The sequence below is a fragment of the Streptococcus symci genome (assembly GCF_006385165.1).
GTDB classification, from domain to species: domain Bacteria; phylum Bacillota; class Bacilli; order Lactobacillales; family Streptococcaceae; genus Streptococcus; species Streptococcus symci.
In genome coordinates this window covers 192,759-209,713 of the sequence record NZ_VFJA01000004.1, presented here as the reverse complement: position 1 = coordinate 209,713, position 16,955 = coordinate 192,759, and the positions used below count along the sequence as shown (strand labels likewise).

Annotated in this window: 13 protein-coding genes; 12 read left to right on the top strand and 1 reads right to left on the bottom strand. The window is 38.6% G+C overall.

The features are described from left to right. Position 1: 1 nt before the first annotated feature. Both FJN11_RS09310 and pcp read left to right on the top strand, forming a co-directional pair. Entirely contained in the window at positions 2–364 is a 363-nt protein-coding gene (locus tag FJN11_RS09310) for a DUF1304 domain-containing protein (RefSeq protein ID WP_140224550.1), read from the top strand. Between the two features lie 113 nt (positions 365–477). Then, positions 478–1,122 carry a pyroglutamyl-peptidase I gene (gene pcp / locus FJN11_RS09305; protein ID WP_140224548.1) on the top strand — a complete coding sequence of 215 codons (645 nt, stop codon included), beginning with the start codon at positions 478–480 and terminating at the stop codon, positions 1,120–1,122. 25 nt (positions 1,123–1,147) lie between these two features. Here the strand turns inward: pcp and FJN11_RS09300 are convergent, their stop codons facing one another. Then, on the bottom strand, positions 1,148–2,005 hold the full coding sequence (locus tag FJN11_RS09300) for a DUF975 family protein (RefSeq protein ID WP_061590014.1): 858 nt from the start codon (positions 2,003–2,005) through the stop codon (positions 1,148–1,150). Between the two features lie 116 nt (positions 2,006–2,121). On the opposite strand from FJN11_RS09300, the gene tgt reads away from it, so the two are divergent. From tgt to FJN11_RS09250, 10 genes are all read left to right on the top strand, one after another. Further along, positions 2,122–3,264 (top strand): tRNA guanosine(34) transglycosylase Tgt, encoded by a 1,143-nt coding sequence (gene tgt / locus FJN11_RS09295; RefSeq protein ID WP_001285237.1) that lies wholly within the window; start codon positions 2,122–2,124, stop codon positions 3,262–3,264. 100 nt (positions 3,265–3,364) lie between these two features. After that, the gene (locus tag FJN11_RS09290) at positions 3,365–5,182 is read left to right on the top strand and encodes an acyltransferase family protein (RefSeq protein ID WP_140224546.1); all 1,818 of its coding nucleotides are present in this window, start codon (positions 3,365–3,367) and stop codon (positions 5,180–5,182) included. A gap of 151 nt (positions 5,183–5,333) precedes the next feature. Beyond that, entirely contained in the window at positions 5,334–6,485 is a 1,152-nt protein-coding gene (nagA, locus tag FJN11_RS09285; RefSeq protein ID WP_125430969.1) for an N-acetylglucosamine-6-phosphate deacetylase, read from the top strand. Between the two features lie 328 nt (positions 6,486–6,813). Beyond that, the gene (locus FJN11_RS09280) at positions 6,814–11,205 is read left to right on the top strand and encodes a PolC-type DNA polymerase III (RefSeq protein ID WP_140224544.1); all 4,392 of its coding nucleotides are present in this window, start codon (positions 6,814–6,816) and stop codon (positions 11,203–11,205) included. Between the two features lie 229 nt (positions 11,206–11,434). Further along, complete coding sequence (locus tag FJN11_RS09275) at positions 11,435–12,724, top strand: ABC-three component system protein (RefSeq protein WP_246039375.1); 1,290 nt, start codon at positions 11,435–11,437, stop codon at positions 12,722–12,724. A gap of 1 nt (position 12,725) precedes the next feature. Continuing rightward, positions 12,726–13,439, top strand: a complete 714-nt coding sequence (locus FJN11_RS09270) for an ABC-three component system middle component 1 (protein ID WP_049487289.1) — start codon at positions 12,726–12,728, stop codon at positions 13,437–13,439. A gap of 4 nt (positions 13,440–13,443) precedes the next feature. Beyond that, a complete protein-coding gene (locus FJN11_RS09265; protein WP_049487290.1) occupies positions 13,444–16,092 on the top strand; it encodes an AAA family ATPase in 2,649 nt (882 codons plus the stop codon). 148 nt (positions 16,093–16,240) lie between these two features. Next, complete coding sequence (locus FJN11_RS09260) at positions 16,241–16,504, top strand: type II toxin-antitoxin system RelB/DinJ family antitoxin (RefSeq protein ID WP_049487291.1); 264 nt, start codon at positions 16,241–16,243, stop codon at positions 16,502–16,504. Next, a complete protein-coding gene (locus tag FJN11_RS09255; protein WP_049487292.1) occupies positions 16,497–16,775 on the top strand; it encodes a type II toxin-antitoxin system RelE/ParE family toxin in 279 nt (92 codons plus the stop codon). Before FJN11_RS09260 ends, FJN11_RS09255 begins: the two co-directional genes overlap by 8 nt. Positions 16,776–16,795: 20 nt before the next feature. Further along, positions 16,796–16,948 carry a hypothetical protein gene (locus FJN11_RS09250; RefSeq protein WP_049487293.1) on the top strand — a complete coding sequence of 51 codons (153 nt, stop codon included), beginning with the start codon at positions 16,796–16,798 and terminating at the stop codon, positions 16,946–16,948. Positions 16,949–16,955: the final 7 nt, after the last annotated feature.

The following is a 16,955-nucleotide window of genomic DNA, read 5'->3' as shown; positions in this document are numbered from 1 at the left end:
GATGTCAATTATTACAATTATTTTAGCAACGATCGTTGCTTTGGAGCATTTTTACATTTTTTATTTGGAAAGTATTGCAACGCAATCAGATGCGACTAGTCGTGTTTTTAAGATGGATAAGGAAGAACTGGCTCGTCCGTCAGTAAGTTCATTGTTTAAAAATCAAGGGATTTATAATGCTTTGCTAGGAGTTTTTCTCTTGTATGGTATTTATTTCTCACAGAATTTAGAAATTGTGACTATTTTTGTTTTATTTGTGATTGGTGCTGCGGCTTATGGCTCTCTCACAGCAGATAAAAAAATTATTTTAAAGCAAGGCGGACCAGCTATTTTGGCCTTGATTAGTATTTTACTTTTTAAATAAAATCAAAAGGTCAATCCTAGTCTCGCTAGTCCTTTTCACTCCAGAATAAGGGAAATATGTTATACTTGTCTTTAAGAAAAGAGTTTTATTGAAATGGTTTTGAGGAGTTAGAAATGAAAGTATTAGTGACAGGCTTTGAGCCCTTTGGAGGGGAAAAGGTTAATCCAGCTTTGGAGGCCATTAAAGGTTTGCCAGCTGAAATCCATGGCGCTGAGGTCAGCTGGCTAGAAGTGCCAACAGTTTTTTACAAATCTGCTCAAGTATTGGAAGAAGAGATGAACCGTTATCAACCTGACTTTGTCCTTTGTATCGGCCAAGCAGGTGGAAGGTCTAGCTTGACACCTGAGCGAGTAGCCATTAATCAAGACGATGCACGCATTACTGATAATGAGGGTAATCAACCGATTGACCTTCCCATTCGCCCAGACGGTGCTCCGGCCTACTTTAGTAGTCTGCCGATTAAAGCGATGGTTCAAGCTATAAAAAAAGAGGGCTTGCCGGCCTCTGTTTCCAATACGGCAGGGACTTTTGTCTGCAATCATTTGATGTATCAGGCCCTCTATTTGGTAGAGAAGAAATTTCCACATGTTAAGGCAGGTTTTATGCACATTCCTTATATGATGGAACAGGTGGTGAATAGGCCGACTACTCCAGCTATGAGTTTAGTGGATATTAGGCGAGGGATAGAAGCGGCAATCGACGCCATGATAGAATATGGAGATCAGGATCTCAAGTTGGTAGGCGGAGAAATTCATTGATAGAAAAAAGCTTGAGGGGCCACCTTCAAGCTTTTGGACGTTTTCGAGCCAGTACTGCTCGGTAAAAAATTATTTTATTGATTTGAATGTAGGGTAGGAGTGAGAAACTAGCAATCCCAAAGGTAATCCAATTGAGGAAATACCAAGGAAGGAGTTGTAAGTCTAGGACAAAGCGCTGAAATTTGTAACCTTTCATTAAGAAACGGCTGGTTTTAAGTATTTGCCCTGGTTTGGCTTGTCCTAAATCTAGAGTATCACAGAGGAGAAATTCTACCTGCGAATAGGCATAGTATTGTGGAATATAGAGACTATTTCCGACAATCATCAAGAGGATACTTGCTAGAAAGTAGAGACCAAATGTCATGAGGAAACGCTCGGTTTCAATTGACGTAAGATCCAGATTGGGAAACTCAGGATGAAGGGCAACGAATTTCTTTGCAAGAAAGCTACTGTAAAAGAGGAAGTAAATCCCGAGCAAACTAGGAATGCTCCATAAAAAGAGATAGAAGCGTTTGAGAAGGAGAGTTAAAAAGGTTTGTGAAAAGTGCTCTTCGTTAAAGAGAGTGAGACTATTTTTGACGGATAGTTCTGTATCTGGATTCTTGATGAGTTTCAGCGTTGTATAGACGGAACTGGTTAGAAGTATCGTCCCGATAAAGGAGACTAATAGTGGAAAAAGGTAAGCTTGGAATACATGACCAAGCACGCTTAAAAAGGGTTGCTCTAAAATAGACTCGTTGATACGCTCTAAGGGATTGAGGAAGCCAGACAAGATGACTAGCATGCTAGGTAAGAGATAGACGAGAAAGAGGCGGGGATTTTCAGATTGAAATTGTCTGGCCTGCAGACGAATGGTTTTTAAATCAATTTTTGGGTATTTCATTCTCTCATTATACCATAGTTCGTGACAGTTCAAGCTTTTTTTGATAAAATCATACAGTATGCCCTTGGGCACAAAGTATGAACTGGGACTGTTTTTCCCAGCTTCGGAGGTAGAAAATGTCAGATTCACCAATCAAATATCGTTTGATTAAGAAAGAAAAACACACGGGAGCTCGTCTGGGAGAAATCATCACACCCCACGGTACCTTCCCAACACCTATGTTTATGCCAGTTGGGACACAAGCCACTGTCAAAACTCAGTCGCCTGAAGAATTGAAGGAGATGGGTTCGGGAATTATCCTGTCAAACACCTATCATCTCTGGCTTCGTCCTGGAGATGAACTCATCGCTCGCGCAGGTGGTCTCCACAAGTTCATGAATTGGGACCAGCCTATCTTGACAGATAGTGGTGGTTTCCAGGTTTATTCCTTAGCAGATAGCCGCAATATCACAGAAGAAGGTGTAACTTTTAAAAACCATCTCAATGGTTCTAAGATGTTCCTATCGCCAGAAAAAGCTATCTCTATTCAGAATAATCTGGGCTCAGACATCATGATGTCCTTTGACGAATGTCCCCAGTTTTATCAGCCTTATGACTACGTGAAGAAATCAATCGAGCGTACCAGTCGTTGGGCTGAGCGTGGTTTGAAGGCTCACCGTCGTCCACATGACCAAGGTTTGTTTGGAATTGTGCAAGGGGCAGGATTTGAAGACCTGCGTCGCCAATCAGCTCATGACCTTGTCAGCATGGATTTCCCAGGCTACTCTATCGGTGGCTTAGCAGTGGGAGAAACCCACGAAGAAATGAATGCGGTCTTGGACTTTACAACTCAACTGCTGCCTGAAAATAAACCTCGCTATTTGATGGGTGTGGGAGCGCCAGATAGCTTGATTGATGGGGTGATTCGTGGTGTAGATATGTTTGACTGTGTCTTGCCGACTCGTATCGCTCGTAACGGAACTTGTATGACCAGTCAAGGTCGTTTGGTTGTCAAAAATGCTCAGTTTGCTGAGGACTTTACGCCACTGGATCCTGAGTGTGATTGTTACACATGTAAGAACTATACACGCGCTTATCTTCGTCACCTGCTCAAGGCTGATGAAACCTTCGGTATCCGCTTGACTAGCTACCACAACCTTTACTTCTTGCTCAACCTGATGAAGCAAGTACGCCAAGCCATCATGGATGACAATCTCTTGGAATTCCGTGAGTATTTTGTTGAAAAATATGGCTATAATAAGTCAGGCCGTAATTTTTAAACTGGAATTGATATAAGCTAAAAATCCTAAGTTTTCTCTTGGGATTTTTCTTCTTTTTTTGATAGAATAAAGTGTATAATGAAAGGGAGAATAAACTCGTATGCGCATTAAATGGTTTTCCTTGATTAGGATTACAGGTTTACTTTTGGTACTCTTGTATCATTTCTTTCAGACTATCTTTCCTGGAGGATTTTTCGGGGTAGATGTCTTTTTCACGTTTTCAGGCTTCCTGATTACGGCTCTACTCATCGAAGAATTTTCTAAAAAGCATGAGATTGATTTGATAGGATTTTTTAGGAGACGCTTTTATCGTATCGTGCCGCCTGTGGTTTTGATGGTCTTGGTGACCATGCCTTTTACTTTCTTGGTTCGCCAAGACTATGTGGCTGGGATTGGGGGTCAGATTGCGGGTGTCTTAGGCTTCATGACCAACTTCTATGAGCTCCTAACAGGTGGGAGTTATGAATCTCAGTTCATTCCACATTTGTTTGTTCATAATTGGAGCTTGGCTGTTGAGGTTCACTACTATATCCTCTGGGGATTGGCAGTTTGGTTCTTATCCAAACAGGCTAAATCAAATGGTCAGTTGAAGGGGATGGTCTTTCTCTTATCTGCTGCTGCCTTCTTGATCAGCTTCTTCTCCATGTTTATTGGTAGTTTTCTAGTAACTTCTTATTCTTCTGTTTACTTCTCTAGTTTAACTCATGTCTATCCATTCTTTTTGGGAAGTATCTTAGCAACGATTGTAGGTGTTCGTCAGACAACTTCTTTAGTTAAGCAGTTGAATAAAATCTGGGATTTACGAAAGACCCTTTTAGTTTTTGGAGGAGGTTTTGGCTTCTTACTCATTTTGACCTTCTTTGTCAAATTTACCTATCTCTTTGCCTATCTTATGGGCTTCTTGCTTGCCAGTCTTGCAACCCTTGCTATGATTTTGGCGGCGCGTGTCTTACATGAAAAGACTCCTAACGTGCAGGAGCCAAAGATGATCAGCTTTTTAGCGGATACTAGCTATGCGGTTTATCTTTTCCATTGGCCTTTCTATATCATTTTTTCACAGTTGACATCAAATCTTTTTGCTGTGTTATTAACTTTGATTTTTTCTTATGGATTTGCCAGCCTATCATTTTATGTACTGGAACCTTGGATTGCAGGAAAGGACACACCTATTCTACAAACTCTTCGTCCCCTGCCTCATATTCATATAATCCTTGCAGCAAGTACTGGAATTTTGGCCTTCATTGTCTTCTTAGTAACTCTGTTGGCACCACAAGTGGGAGCTTTTGAGACAGACTTAACTGTAAATGGCTTGAAGCAAGCTGCAACAAATATTGGTCAGACCAAGTTGATGGCAGAACGAGCAGAAGCTGATAGTTTAGGAATTGCTGATGGCACTATGTTAATTGGTGACTCGGTGGCTTTAAGGGCAAATACAGCTTTGCAGACAGCCCTTCCTGGAGCACAGATTAACGCGCAGGTCAGCAGAACAACCAAGACTGCCAATGAAATCATGCTAAATAATAGCCAGAATAAATTTCTACCAAAGATGGTGGTTATTGCAACTGGGGTAAATAATCCTGAAAATTACAAGGAAGATTGGGATAGCATCGTGAAAAATCTTCCTAAGGGCCACCATATGGTTTTGGTGACTCCTTATGAGGGGGATAAGGCAAAAGAGACCTATGCAATCGTTGAGAAAGAGGCTGCCTATATGAGAGAATTGGCAGAGAAGACTCCTTACATCACGATAGCAGATTGGAATCAAGTTGCGAAAGAGCATCCAGAAATTTGGACTGGAACAGACCAAGTCCATTTTGGAAGTGACAACAGTAAAATTGAAGCAGGAGCAAAATTGTATGCAGATACGATTGCTGCAGCCTTGCAAACAGCTCAAGACAAGCCAGTCAAATCAAAATAACTTGTATTTAAAAGAGAAGAGTTGGAGAAATCCAGCTCTTTTAAAATATCTCTAGAAAATAGGTCTATACCATTTACAAATAAAAAAGAAAGGTTTATAATGTAATTGACATAATAAATTGTAGAATCAATCTTTTAAGGAGGTTAACATTATGCCTAACTATATTAAAGCGGATCAGTTTTTCTACCCACACGGAGTTCGTCGTGGTGGTTACTTGGAACTTGTGGATGGCAAGTTTGGAAAACATGTCGAGCAGATTCCTGAGGGAGCGGAGATTATTGACTATACAGGTTATAGCATTGCTCCAGGACTTGTAGATACCCACATTCATGGATTTGGCGGTGTGGATGTTATGGATAATAATATCGAAGGAACCCTTCATACCATGAGTGAAGGACTTCTTAGCATGGGGGTAACGAGCTTCTTGCCAACCACTTTGACATCATCTTATGAGCAATTGCTTGCGGTAACAGAAAATATTGGTGCTCGTTACCAGGAAGCAAGTGGAGCCAAGATTCGTGGAATCTATTTCGAAGGACCTTATTTCACAGAGAAATACAAGGGGGCTCAAAACCCTGCTTACATGAAAGATCCTCGTATGGATGAGTTCCGTACTTGGCAAAAAGCAGCAAATGGCTTGCTAAATAAAATTGCCCTTGCGCCAGAGCGTGAAGGTGTAGAAGACTTTGTACGGACTATCACTGGAGAAGGTGTGACGGTTGCTCTTGGGCACTCAAACGCGACTTTTGATGAAGCTAAAAAAGCAGTCGATGCTGGAGCGAGTGTTTGGGTACACGCCTACAATGGCATGCGTGGCTTGACTCACCGCGAACTGGGTATGGTTGGAGCCATGTACCAATTGCCACATACCTATGCAGAGTTGATCTGTGACGGCCATCACGTAGATCCAAAAGCCTGCGAAATTCTTATCAAACAAAAAGGAACTGAAAATATTGCCCTTATCACAGACTGTATGACAGCGGGTGGATTGGAAGACGGCGACTACATGTTGGGAGAATTTCCAGTTGTCGTTGCAAATGGAACTGCTCGTCTCAAATCGACAGGTAACTTGGCAGGTTCTATTCTCAAACTCAAAGACGGTTTGAAAAATGTTGTCGACTGGAACATTGCCTCTCCACACGAAGCAGTTATGATGGCCAGCTTCAACCCAGCAAAATCTGTTCACATTGATGATGTTTGTGGACAAATCCGTGAAGGCTATGACGCGGACTTTATCGTACTAGATAAAGATTTAGAATTGGTAGCAACCTACCTAGATGGCGTGAAACGTTATCAAGCATAAGATAGAAAGCAGAAGTTAAAGACTGATTTCTTTTCAGGTTTTATAAAGAATAAATTGCACCCCAAAAGTTAGATTTTTTCCGACTAACTTTCGGGGTGTTTTCGTTATGTGTAAAACAGAACTAAATTCACTAGGTAAATTATTCATCTAACTTTTTTGGGGGAGTACTGTTTGGAAGATTTTTTAATTTCCCTAGGTAAATATCCTTAAATGAGGAGTAAGGATATACATAAGAAAATTCTTTGTTGTCTTGAAGTGGCTTCCTTTTGTCTTTAGAAAACACCTCTAAGTATGGTAAAATAGTAGGAGAATAATGTGAGGAAAATGAATGTCAAATAGTTTTGAAATTTTGATGAATCAACTGGGGATGCCTACTGAAATGAGACAGGCTCCTGCTTTAGCACAGGCTGATATTGAGCGAGTTGTGCTTCATAAAATTAGTAAGGTATGGGAGTTTCATTTCGTATTTTCTAATATTTTACCGATTGAAATCTTTTTAGAAATAAAGAAAGGTTTGAGCGAAGAATTTTCTAAGACAGGCAATAAAGCTGTTTTCGAAATCAAGGCTCGGTCTCAAGAATTTTCAAATCAACTCTTGCAGTCCTACTATAGGGAGGCTTTCTCTGAAGGCCCATGTACTAGTCAAGGTTTTAAATCTCTTTATCAAAATTTGCGAGTTCGTGCGGAGGGCAATCAACTCTTTATTGAAGGCTCTGAGGCGATTGATAAGGAACATTTTAAGAAGAATCATCTTCCTAATTTAGCCAAACAACTTGAAAAGTTTGGTTTTCCAACTTTTACTTGTCAAGTCGAGAAGAATGATGTGCTGACCCAAGAGCAGGAAGAGGCCTTTCATGCTGGAAATGAGCAGATTGTTCAAGCTGCCAATGAGGAAGCGCTCCGTGCTATGGAACAACTAGAACAGATGGCACCTCCTCCAGCGGAAGAGAAACCAGCCTTTGATTTTCAAGCTAAAAAAGCTGCAGCTAAACCGAAGCTGGATAAGGCAGAGATTACTCCTATGATTGAAGTGACGACGGAGGAAAATCGTTTGGTCTTTGAAGGGGTTGTTTTTGATGTGGAGCAAAAAGTGACCAGAACAGGGCGTGTTTTGATCAATTTTAAAATGACGGACTATACTTCAAGTTTTTCGATGCAAAAGTGGGTTAAGAATGAGGAAGAGGCTCAGAAGTTTGACCTAATCAAGAAAAATTCTTGGCTCCGAGTGCGTGGAAATGTGGAGATGAATAACTTCACACGCGATTTGACTATGAATGTGCAGGATGTGCAGGAAGTTGTTCACTATGAGCGGAAGGATTTGATGCCAGAAGGTGAGCGCCGGGTTGAGTTTCATGCTCATACTAACATGTCGACCATGGATGCTCTACCAGAGGTTGAAGAAATCGTTGCGACAGCTGCTAAGTGGGGACACAAGGCGGTTGCCATCACGGACCATGGGAATGTCCAGTCCTTCCCACATGGCTATAAGGCGGCTAAGAAAGCGGGAATCCAGCTGATCTATGGTATGGAAGCCAATATCGTGGAGGACCGTGTCCCTATCGTCTATAATGAAGTGGGGATGGACTTGTCCGAAGCAACCTACGTGGTCTTTGACGTGGAAACGACAGGCCTTTCAGCCATCTATAATGACTTGATTCAGGTTGCGGCCTCTAAGATGTATAAGGGGAATGTCATTGCTGAATTTGATGAATTTATCAATCCTGGACATCCCTTGTCAGCTTTTACTACTGAGTTGACTGGAATTACAGATGACCATGTCAAAAATGCCAAACCACTAGAACAAGTTCTGCAAGAATTCCAAGAATTCTGCAAGGATACAGTCTTGGTTGCCCACAATGCGACCTTTGACGTAGGATTTATGAATGCCAATTATGAGCGTCATGGTCTGCCAAAGATTAGTCAGCCAGTTATTGATACGCTGGAGTTTGCTAGAAATCTCTATCCTGAGTATAAACGTCATGGTTTGGGGCCTTTGACTAAGCGTTTTGGTGTGGCCTTAGAACATCACCACATGGCCAATTACGATGCGGAAGCTACTGGTCGTCTGCTCTTTATTTTTATCAAAGAAGTAGCAGGAAAACATGGTGTGACCGATCTAGCTAGACTTAATATTGATTTGATTAGTCCAGATTCTTATAAAAAAGCTCGGATCAAGCATGCGACCATTTATGTCAAGAATCAAGTAGGGCTAAAAAATATCTTTAAGCTGGTTTCATTGTCTAATACCAAGTACTTTGAAGGAGTGCCGCGGATTCCGAGAACGGTTCTAGATGCCCATCGGGAAGGTTTGATTTTAGGTTCAGCTTGCTCCGAAGGTGAAGTTTTTGATGCAGTCGTTTCCCAAGGTGTGGATGCGGCGGTTGAGGTGGCCAAGTATTATGACTTTATTGAGATCATGCCACCAGCTATCTATGCTCCCTTGATTGCCAAGGAGCAGGTCAAGGATATGGAAGAACTCCAGACCATTATCAAGAGTTTGATAGAGGTGGGAGACCGTCTTGGTAAGCCTGTTCTGGCTACGGGGAATGTCCACTATATCGAACCAGAAGAAGAAATTTACCGTGAAATTATTGTCCGTAGTTTGGGACAGGGGGCGATGATTAACCGAACTATCGGTCATGGGGAACATGCCCAACCAGCTCCTCTTCCCAAGGCTCATTTTCGAACAACCAATGAGATGTTGGATGAATTTGCTTTCTTGGGAGAAGAATTAGCTCGGAAATTGGTTATTGAAAACACCAATGCCTTGGCAGAAACCTTTGAACCTGTTGAGGTGGTTAAGGGTGACTTGTATACGCCTTTCATCGACAAGGCGGAAGAAACGGTTGCTGAGTTGACTTATAAGAAAGCTTTTGAGATTTATGGAAATCCTCTGCCAGATATTGTTGATTTGCGGATTGAAAAAGAACTAACATCCATTCTGGGGAATGGCTTTGCCGTGATTTATCTAGCTTCCCAGATGTTGGTGCAACGCTCCAATGAACGGGGCTACTTGGTTGGTTCTCGTGGGTCTGTCGGTTCCAGTTTTGTTGCGACCATGATTGGTATTACAGAGGTCAATCCTCTCTCTCCTCACTATGTTTGTGGTCAGTGTCAGTATAGTGAGTTTATCACCGATGGTTCTTACGGTTCAGGATTTGATATGCCAAATAAGGACTGTCCTAAATGTGGTCACAAACTCAGTAAAAACGGACAGGATATTCCTTTCGAGACCTTCCTTGGTTTTGATGGGGATAAGGTTCCTGATATTGACTTGAACTTCTCGGGAGAAGATCAACCTAGCGCCCATTTGGATGTGCGTGATATCTTTGGTGAGGAATATGCCTTCCGTGCAGGAACGGTTGGTACGGTGGCTGCCAAGACCGCTTATGGATTTGTCAAGGGTTACGAGCGGGATTATGGCAAGTTTTATCGTGATGCAGAGGTGGAACGCCTTGCTCAAGGTGCAGCTGGTGTCAAGCGGACAACAGGACAACATCCGGGAGGAATTGTTGTTATTCCTAACTATATGGATGTTTACGACTTTACGCCTGTCCAGTATCCAGCAGATGACGTGACGGCTGAATGGCAGACCACTCACTTTAACTTCCATGATATCGACGAGAACGTCCTCAAACTCGATGTACTGGGACATGATGATCCGACTATGATTCGAAAACTTCAGGACTTGTCTGGGATTGACCCTAATGAAATTCCTATGGATGACGAAGGCGTGATGGCCCTCTTTTCTGGGACAGATGTGCTTGGGGTAACACCTGAGCAAATCGGAACGCCTACGGGGATGTTGGGGATTCCAGAGTTTGGAACCAACTTTGTCCGAGGGATGGTCGATGAAACCCATCCGACAACCTTTGCAGAATTGCTTCAGTTGTCAGGGCTGTCTCACGGTACCGACGTTTGGCTGGGTAATGCCCAAGATTTGATTAAACAAGGAATAGCGGATCTATCAACCGTTATCGGTTGTCGGGACGACATCATGGTTTACCTCATGCACGCGGGTCTAGAGCCTAAGATGGCCTTTACTATCATGGAACGGGTACGTAAGGGCTTGTGGCTCAAGATTTCTGAAGAAGAGAGAAATGGCTATATCGAAGCTATGAAGGCCAATAAGGTGCCAGAGTGGTATATCGAGTCCTGTGGGAAAATCAAGTACATGTTCCCTAAAGCCCATGCGGCAGCCTACGTTATGATGGCCTTGCGTGTAGCTTACTTCAAGGTTCATCATCCCATTTATTACTACTGTGCTTATTTCTCAATCCGTGCTAAGGCTTTTGATATCAAGACCATGGGGGCGGGCTTGGAGGCTATCAAGCGCAGAATGGAAGAAATCTCTGAAAAACGGAAGAACAATGAGGCTTCTAATGTGGAGATTGATCTTTATACAACTCTTGAGATTGTCAATGAAATGTGGGAGCGTGGTTTCAAGTTTGGCAAACTCGATCTCTACCGTAGTCAGGCGACAGAGTTCCTTATCGATGGGGATACCCTCATTCCGCCATTTGTAGCAATGGATGGTCTAGGAGAGAACGTTGCCAAGCAGTTGGTACGAGCACGTGAAGAAGGAGAATTTCTTTCTAAAACAGAATTGCGTAAGCGTGGAGGGCTTTCATCAACCTTGGTTGAAAAGATGGACGAAATGGGCATCCTCGGCAATATGCCAGAGGATAATCAGTTGAGTTTGTTTGATGAGTTGTTTTAAATAAAACTAGAAAAATAGCAATGCTTTTAAAAAGTTAAAGCTGGTAAGATTAACTATTTTGATTGAGGGGGCTTGAAAATGATGGGAATTGAGGACTTTGGAGTGTGTGATAGAATCAGAATTTGTTAACTAGCTTGATGACTTTAGGAATATTGATATATTTGTAGTGGTTGTTTTCTAAAGGCTATTATTTTAAAAGTGGAGTAAGATACAAGAGAAATTAATAGAGTTGAAGGATAAAGTAATGAAGTATGATAGGCGAAATGCCACCTCAAGTTGGAGTGGGTATAACCATCAAGGAAAAGTTGGGATATTTTTGGCACTAACTGAACTTAGAAAACTTGTAGAAAAAGAGGAAGACTATAGCTCATATGAATTAATCCTTGAAAAAAATGGCGGTGAAGATGTTGAGATTTTTCAAGCTCAAACAGTAGTATCAAGACATCAAGTAAAAGCCAAAAAAGCTGGAAAGTATCCGAATGATTATGCTAATGTTAGAACAATAAATTCTAGACTTCATCCTACAGGATATCAAACCTCGGGTACGAACAGAAATAATAGATTTTTACATGTAATTTGTGAAGTTCGAGGCTGGGATATGGATAAGCAAACATTTCAGCAAACATATAAAAGAGCAGCTTATGTCCCTAATCAGAGTCAAGTTCAACTATATACCTATCCTGATGGTAAAAAATATTGTGATTTAGTAGTAGACAATCAATCGCCTATTGATAATTTTTGCAAAAATGAAATCAAGGAGATTTTGAAATTTTCTAAAAGTTCTTTAGTAGATGATATTGAACATATAGAGGAGATACTGTCTGAGATTAAAGATTTAATTTCTAGACAGATTGTGCAATCACATAGTAATGGGAATGGTGCCTATTCGGTAATATCTTTTCAAGAGATTTTCAACATCATTACTTCGCAAGCGAAGCGCCAGAGACAATCTATTAGGAGAGCAAAGTTAAGTCTTGAAATGTATTGGAATAACATTGTTGAAGATGATGTTGATACGACTGTTATAAATCAAATATTAAATTTACCTGATGACAAATTTGAACAATTGCTGACTGACTTGCATCCAGATGGCGATATTTCTGGTTCAAAAAGGCTGAACGATATTGGTAGATTAATTGATGAAATTAGCATTGAATATATTTTATATAATTTTCTTAAAACTTGTAAACAAGAAAGGCTTTCGTTAGACAGTTTACGGTATAATTTAAATCATGAGTCGCTCAGACTTAGCATGATTCATGCTCCTAAGGGCGCAGAGAGTAGAGTTCGAGATAAAATTATGACTAATGAAAGCTTTATAAGAGCTAGCTTTGATACTGACTATTTGATTAATCTGTGTATCAATGGAAAAAAGTTTTTTGAAGAGAAGCCAATTCATGAAGATGGAAAAGAAAAGTTGCTTGCAGGAGCCCTTGGAGAGGAAAAAAATATAATATTTTCAAATAATTTAGAATATATTGATTATGTGAATACTGTTGAAAAATTGAAAGAGGATTGAAATGAATAGTTTTTTGCAACAGATCTTAGGACAACATAATTTTCATAAATGTGATGAACATTTGGAATTGTGGGGAGGGGACGGAAATGAATTTTTCCTTATTCAAGAATATAATAGGGAGGATTTTAAATCTAGTAGCGAAGGAGGGGAAGATTTTTTTACTTGTGAGCAAACAAATAAGTTGATATCTTGCTTTGAAAAACTTAATGATAATAAAATTAAGAAAAATACCTCCTTATTTGTAACCATAAAAGTTGATGAACTGAAGCAATCATATGAAAGTCTTAGAAGTATGATTATGAAAGTTGAAGAAGATGAATATTATTTTAGAAAGTATGTCATATTATATACCGAGGAAGGATTGAGTAGACTGAACTCAAATATTGAAGATTTGCTAAATTATATTCAGTCTACTTCTCCTGAGGGTGAGTATTTATTTGATAAATTTGAGAGTGATATGTTTTTTGATACTTCTTATTTTATTGCTATGCAACTAATTATTAAATTACCATTTGTTTCTCTTCATCATTCTGATAATCATTTTGAGATAGTTGAAAATAAAATCCAATCACGAATTGAAATGGAAGGGCTAAATGATCATAAAAAGCAGGTAGATGATATTTTAGAAATTTTTAGTGGAGTTGATATTAGGAAACAACTTGAAGATGAAGCTAGTGGTTTGCTGGATAGCTTAAATCAAATTTTAGGAGACTGAACTTGTGAAGATTAGGAAAATTTTACTTTATAATTTCAAGAACTTTAGAAATGAAACAGTTATTGATTTTAGTGATGGAATAACATTTTTAGTGGGACCAAATGGATATGGTAAAACAACAATTTTTGATGCAATTGAGTTAGGGTTAACTGGTAATCTTTCTCGCATTAATAAAGTTACTGCTGAAAATATCGTATATAATAAGCCGTTCTTTCAGAATGAAATTGGTCAGCCGGTAATTATAAAATTGTGGCTAGAAAAAATGAATGGTGACCAACTTGTAATTGTAAGAAAATTAGTAAATAGTTCTACTGATAGTAGCAACTTATTTGCACCTTTGAAGTCTGCCAGTCAGTTTATGTTATTTAGACAAGTGGAAGTAAGCGAGACAAATTTTAGTTCTATAGGTAATACTAGTCTGGAAGAGATTACTCAAAGTTCTATTGATGCATTTTTAGGTATTAATGAGAAATATGAGATAGAAAAAATTTTTAATCTATTTAATTATATTCAACAGGAAGAAACAACCTTCTTTCTAAAGCGAACAGAACAAGAAAGAGGCGATAGTTTATCTTTTTTAGTAAAAACGGATAAAGTAGAGAAGAAAATAAAAGATATTAATACCGTAACAAACGTTATTAATAGAAAGATTAGTGATTTAGAGGGACAATTAAAAAACTTAAAACAGCAAGAACTATCGGATGTCCCTTATCATAGATTATTTAATCATAAGGAATTTGTATTTGATGTTGAAACCCCTTTTTCTATTGCTAATCTGGACAAATTATTAACTTATCAAAATACGTTACAAAATATTATTGATTTTAAGAAGAATTTCTCGATAGAGGAGTATAGTAGAAAGACGGAAAGAGATAAAAGAAAAAAAGATATTACTGGTGATAGGGCTATTAACCAAGTATTATATTTTTCAATGTTATCTCCAAATATTCTTAAATCAAATTCTCAATGGCTGTGGGAAAAGTATTCATTAGACAATCCATTATTATTTGAATATGTGCTTTTAGAGAATTACCTAAAATCATATGAGAGTGTTGTTCATGATTGCAATCGAAGGAAGCAACTAAATACCTACTTGACTAATTTATCAGCGGATATTACTGAGATGACAGAACAGTCCATTACTTATACTCAAAATGATAGATTATCAGGTGATTTTGAATTGCTTCAAATACAAGTGGTTAAATTCCAAAGTCTGAGGAATAATGCTAGCCAAGTAGACAAAAATTTAAGTGAACTACGACAATTAAGGAGTAACTTAGGCAATAAGTTTGACGAGTTGAGACATCGACATATTGATGAAAACAAATGTCCATTCTGTAATTCACAGTTCCAAACATTTGAAGAATTGAAGCAAGCTTATGATAGTTATAAAAATTATCTAACTGAAATTTCGTCTCAAAGTAGTCTGCAATTGCAAGAAGCTCAATTATTGCTGAATGAACGGATCCAGCAACTGAAGCAGAAAATCATTGATGAAATAAATAGCCTTTCAATAGATGTAGATAAAAATTTATTAGATAGGTTACAAGAATTAAAAAATTCGTATCAAAGTTATTCTCAAAATGTCGAAGGTTTTAAAACTTTTATTCAGTCGTACACAATTATGGTGCCATATGAGTTGGGAAGGTTAGAATTTAAAGACTATAACCAGCAGCACCAGTTAAACTGGCAAGAATTTCAATCTAAATTAGTAGTTGATGATGATGTTTACAGTTTGCTAGATAATAATAGTTTGGGAAATATAAAGGAAGAACTGGAGGTCTTAAGAGAAGAATTTCCTGAATTGCAGTTTGAAACATACCAATTAGAATCAAGTTCATATTCGAAGATAAATATGGCGATGATTGATAGTCGATTGCTTGAATTAAAAAATGCTATTTACTCGGCAGTTGATAATAACTATGCTATCAATGAGAATCTGATAGCAGACTCTGAGAACATATTTCCTACATATTTTCAAAGTAAAGTGGAAGTATTAGAGGATATTCGTATTGGAGATTTAGAGAATAAGAAACTTTATCTTGATAGACAGCATAAACTAGTTCAAAATCAGCAACTTCAAGATTTATCAAGTCAGATAGAAACATTGAGAATAACTGTGGAACGATTAGAAGAAATTAATACTATATATAAAGAAGAGGTAAAACAGTTCAAAATAGATATTGTTAAAAAGCTACGTATCCCATTCTTTATATACTCAGCAAAAATGTTACAAAATTATCAACAAGGTATGGGGATCTTCTTAACGCACAAGAAAACAACGAATAGTGATAGTGGAAAGGTAGCAATTATTAGATTTAAATCCGATACTAATAATGATCATGACGTAATGAATCAGCTGAGTACAGGGCAGTTGGCTGTTGTATCTCTAGCATTTACTCTTTCCTTGAATACAATGTTTAAGTTATCTGATAATCTTAACTTCTTAATGATAGATGATCCAGTTCAAGATATGGATGCTATGAATGTACTATCTTTTATTGAAATTTTACGTCATGGAATTATAGATAAGTATCAGATCATTTTATCAACTTATAGCGATTTTAATGCCTTGTTTATGGGTTATAAATTTGCAAATTCAAATTCGGAAGTAAATATAAAATATGAAAAGGTTAGTGACTTGCAAGGATAATATGTAAAATTCTTATTCTTTGTCTTGTTTTCTCTGTGGATCTTTTAGACTATTATAAGAATTAATTCGAAGAAGGCTAGTGTATATCTAATAGATTTACATTAGCCTTTTTTTTTGTTAAAATAATAAATAGAGAGAAGGTGAAAATATGTCAAAGACGAGCATGAGCATCCGTTTGGATAGTGAGGTTAAGGAGCAGGCCCAACAGGTTTTTAATAATCTGGGAATGGATATGACCACAGCTATCAATATTTTCCTTCGTCAGGCTATTCAATATCAGGGTTTGCCTTTTGATGTTAGGCTAGACGAGAATCGGAAGTTACTTGAGGTATTAACGGATTTAAATCAAAATCGTAATATGAGCCAATCTTTTGAATCAGTCTCTGACTTGATGGAGGACTTGCGTGCTTAAGATTCGTTACCATAAACAGTTTAAAAAAGATTTTAAGTTGGCTATGAAGCGTGGATTGAAAGCAGAGTTGTTAGAAGAAGTCTTACATTTTTTGGTTCAAGAAAAGGAGCTTCCTGCCAGATACCGTGACCATCAATTGACGACATCCAAGCATTTTCAAGGGGTTCGTGAATGCCATATTCAACCAGATTGGCTTTTGGTCTATAAAGTAGACAAATCGGAATTGATTTTAAACTTGCTGAGGACAGGCAGTCATAGTGATTTATTTTAATAAATTTTAAGGAGTTCAAGATGAAACTTAGAATTTTTGCGGAAGATAGGCCGGCTGAGAAGGTGTTTGAGTATCAATTAGACCTTGCTGATCAGACAATTCTTCTATCAACAGCACTCTTGTCAGGTGCTATTGCTTTAGCAGGATTATTCTCTGCTTTGAAAGAAAAATAAAAATAGA

Coding starts and splice junctions, on each gene's coding strand:
- nagA (WP_125430969.1), top strand. CDS start 5,334: ATGCCTAACTATATTAAAGCGGATCAGTTTTTCTACCCACACGGAGTT.
- pcp (WP_140224548.1), top strand. CDS start 478: ATGAAAGTATTAGTGACAGGCTTTGAGCCCTTTGGAGGGGAAAAGGTT.
- FJN11_RS09260 (WP_049487291.1), top strand. CDS start 16,241: ATGTCAAAGACGAGCATGAGCATCCGTTTGGATAGTGAGGTTAAGGAG.
- tgt (WP_001285237.1), top strand. CDS start 2,122: ATGTCAGATTCACCAATCAAATATCGTTTGATTAAGAAAGAAAAACAC.
- FJN11_RS09300 (WP_061590014.1), bottom strand. CDS start 2,005: ATGAAATACCCAAAAATTGATTTAAAAACCATTCGTCTGCAGGCCAGA.
- FJN11_RS09270 (WP_049487289.1), top strand. CDS start 12,726: ATGAATAGTTTTTTGCAACAGATCTTAGGACAACATAATTTTCATAAA.
- FJN11_RS09310 (WP_140224550.1), top strand. CDS start 2: ATGTCAATTATTACAATTATTTTAGCAACGATCGTTGCTTTGGAGCAT.
- FJN11_RS09290 (WP_140224546.1), top strand. CDS start 3,365: ATGCGCATTAAATGGTTTTCCTTGATTAGGATTACAGGTTTACTTTTG.
- FJN11_RS09280 (WP_140224544.1), top strand. CDS start 6,814: ATGTCAAATAGTTTTGAAATTTTGATGAATCAACTGGGGATGCCTACT.
- FJN11_RS09250 (WP_049487293.1), top strand. CDS start 16,796: ATGAAACTTAGAATTTTTGCGGAAGATAGGCCGGCTGAGAAGGTGTTT.